Raw genomic sequence first — 3,559 nt, forward strand, 5'->3', positions numbered from 1 at the left:
CTCGCCGCGTGCCGGCGCGGCGAGCCCCACCCCCGGGTCGTCCAGGGCAGCCTGCGGGCGGCGGACGAGCGCCGGCTGGTCTGGGTGTTCACCGGTATGGGCCCTCAGTGGTGGGGGATGGGCCGCGAACTCCTCCGGGACGAACCGGTCTTCCGTGAGGCGGTGACCGCCTGCGACCGTGTGCTGCGGGAGTTCACCGACTGGTCCCTGCTGGCCGAGATGTCAGCCGCCGAACCCGACTCGCGCATGAGCGAGACCTGGCTGGCCCAGCCCGCCAACTTCGCCCTGCAGATCGGGCTGGCCGCCCTGTGGCGGTCGTACGGCGTGCGCCCGGACGCCGTGGTGGGCCACAGCACCGGGGAGGTCGCCGCGTTCTACGAGGCGGGCGTCTACTCCCTCCGGGACGCCGTCAGGATCGTCGTGCACCGGAGCCGCCTCCAGCAGACCCTGGCCGGGACGGGCACCATGCTCGCCGTGAGCCTGTCGGAGGACGAGGCCGAGCGCAGGGTGCGCCCCTACCGGGACCGGGTGTCGATCGCCGCGGTCAACAGCCCCACCTCACTCACCCTCGCCGGGGACGAGGACGCACTGGCCCTGCTGGCCGATGAGCTGCGGGCCGAACAGCTCTTCGCCAAGTTCCTCACGGTCGAGGTCCCGTACCACAGCGTCGGCATGGAACGGATCAAGGACGACCTGCTGGAGGCGCTGGCCCCGCTCTCCCCGCGCGAGGCCCGGATCCCCCTGTACCTCACCGGCCAGGAGGGGACCGCGGACGGCCGTGAACTCGACGCGGCGTACTGGTGGAAGAACGTACGCGACCGGGTGCGCTTCCGGGCCGCCGTGGACCGCCTGGCCGACGACGGCCATCAGGTGTTCCTGGAGATCGGCCCCCACCCGGTGCTCGGGCACTCGATCCGCGAATGCCTCGACACCCGCGGAGCGCCCGGTCTCACCCTGGCCTCGATCCGCCGCAAGGAGGACGAGACCGAGCGGTTCGCCGCCTCGCTCGCCGCCCTCCACAACCTCGGCACCCGCGTCGACTGGGACGCCCTCCAGCCCACCGGCCGGCCGGTCACCCTGCCCCGCTACCCGTGGCGGCGCGACCGCCACTGGACGGAACCCCCGTCCGTCGCCCAGGTACGCCTGGGCCGCCTCGACCACCCCCTGCTCGGCCGCCGCACCGACCACACCGAACCGACCTGGCAGGCCCGGCTGGACACCGAGACCCTGCCCTACCTGGCCGACCACCGCATCCAGGACACCGTCGTCTTCCCCGCCGCCGGCTATCTGGAGATGGCGTCCCAGGCCGTCCTGCGGCTCACCGGAGGCACCCACGCCGTCCTGGCCGACATCGACCTGCGCAAGGCGCTCTTCCTGTCCGACGCCGAGGACCGGACCGTACAGCTCTCGCTCTCCATGGAGAACGCGGCCTTCACCGTCGCCTCCCCGGCCGGACCCGACGGAGAACGGACCGTGCACGCGAGCGGAGTGGTCCGTACCGGGCAGCGGTGCGACGCGGGCCCCGCGCTCGACACCGCCGCCGTCCTGGCACGCACGGTCCGGCACCTCGACGGCCCGGCCTGCTACGCCGCGCTCGCCGGTCTCGGCTACCACTACGGCCCCGCCTTCCAGGCCGTCGAGGAGGTCTGGATCGGGCCCCGGGACGTGCTCGCCCGCATCCGTCCGCCCCAGGCCATCGGCGACGACGCCGCCCGCCACCACCTCCACCCGGTGCTGCTCGACGCCTGCTTCCAGTCACTGCTGACCCCCCAGCTCCTGCGGGCGGACACCATGCCCGGCACCGGCATCCGACTGCCGCTCTCCGTGGACGAGGCCGCCCTCGGAGCAGTGGGCGACCAACCGTTCTGGGCCCACGCCACGGTGCTCCCCGGAGACGAGGACACGACCCTCGGGAACATCGCCCTGTACGCCGACGACGGGACGCCGCTGGGCCGGATCAGCGGATTCCGGGCCGCGGACGTGGAGAAGGCGGCGTCCACCGTCCGAGCGCCCGGCCGCCACGGCACGGGAGCACGGCTGGCTGCTCCTCGCAGACGACCACGGGGTGGCCGACGCCTTCGCCGTCCTCGCCGAGTCCCGGGGCGAACGCTGCCGACTGGTGCGCCGCGGCGACGGATACACGGAGGCGGTGACCGGCGGCGCGTACACCGTCGAGCCCGGATCCGCGGCCGATCTGGAACGCCTCTTCGCCGACGTCGACCGGGACGGCGGACCCTTCCGCGGAGCCGTCCTGCACCTGTGGAACCTCGACCGGCCCGACCTCGCCCGGTGCGACCGTCAGGCACTCGGCGACCACACCGGTCCGGGCTCCTACTCGCTGATCGCGCTGGCCCGGGTCCTGCTCGCCCGGGGCGTCGGCGGCAGCCTGCACATCGTGACCAGGGGAGCCCAGCCCGTCCTGCCCGGCGAGGCCGTCGAACCGCTCGGCGCCCCCGCGTGGGGCGTCGGCCGTGTGCTGCGCCACCAGGAGCTCGTGGGCCACCCGGGGAAGCTGATCGACCTCGACCCCCTGTCGCCGCCCGGCCCGGACGCCGTGCGCGCCGACGCCGAGGCACTGCTGCGCGAGGTGCTGAGCGACGACGAGGAGGAGATCGCGCTGCGCTCCGGAGGCCGCCGTACCAGCCGGCTCCGCCCCGCCGAAGGCCTGACCCGGCCCCTGCCGCTCAGGCTGCGGGCCGACGGCAGCTACCTGGTCACCGGCGCCTTCGGCGCGCTGGGCCGCCTCCTGTGCCGCACCCTCGTCCGCAGAGGGGCCCGCCGGCTCGTCCTGGTGGGGCGCACCCCCGTCCCGGCCCGGGAGAAGTGGGGCGGCACCGACCCCGCCACCGCCGAGGGCCGCTCCGTCGCCCTGCTGCGGGAGCTGGAGGCCCTGGGCGCCCAGACCGTCCTGGCCCCGCTCGACATCACCGACGAGGAGGCGCTGACCGGCTGGCTCGACGCGTACCGGCACTCCGGCGCGCCGCCCGTGCGCGGGGTGTTCCACCTCGCCGGGCAGGTACGCGACACCCTGGTCACCGACCTGGACCGGTCCGCCTTCGACGCGGTCCACGACCCCAAGACCGTCGGCGCGTTCCTCCTGCACCGGCACCTGAGGGACGAACCCCTCGACCACTTCGTGCTGTTCGCCTCGATCGCCTCCCTGCTGACCACCGCGGGCCAGACCAACTACGCCGCGGGCAACGCCTTCCTGGACGCGCTCGCCCACCACCGCCGCGCGCAGGGCCTGCCCGCGCTGAGCCTGGACTGGGGCCCCTGGGCCACCGGGATGATCGAGGAACTCGGCCTGGTCGACCACTACCTGCACAGCCGCGGCATGAGCTCCCTCGCCCCCGAAGCCGGCATGGGCGTCCTGGAGCGCGTCATCGGCCAGGACCACGCGCAGCTGATCGTCGCCACCGTCGTCGACTGGCCCGTCTTCCTGGCCTGGTACCCGGCCCCGCCGCCCCTGGTCGCCGAGCTGGCGGCGGCGGCGGCCCCGCAGGCGTCCGGCGGTTCGGGCAACGCCTTCCTCGACGCCTTCGGCGCGGCGGACGAGGAC

The 3,559-nt window shown here is 74.5% G+C and carries 1 pseudogene; it reads left to right on the forward strand.

The window, feature by feature from the left end:
• Positions 1-3,559: pseudogene (locus IH13_RS37435) on the forward strand (acyltransferase domain-containing protein); the annotation flags it as partial.

Origin of the sequence: Streptomyces sp. NRRL WC-3549, from assembly GCF_000721935.1 — a bacterium.
Lineage (GTDB): Bacteria > Actinomycetota > Actinomycetes > Streptomycetales > Streptomycetaceae > Streptomyces.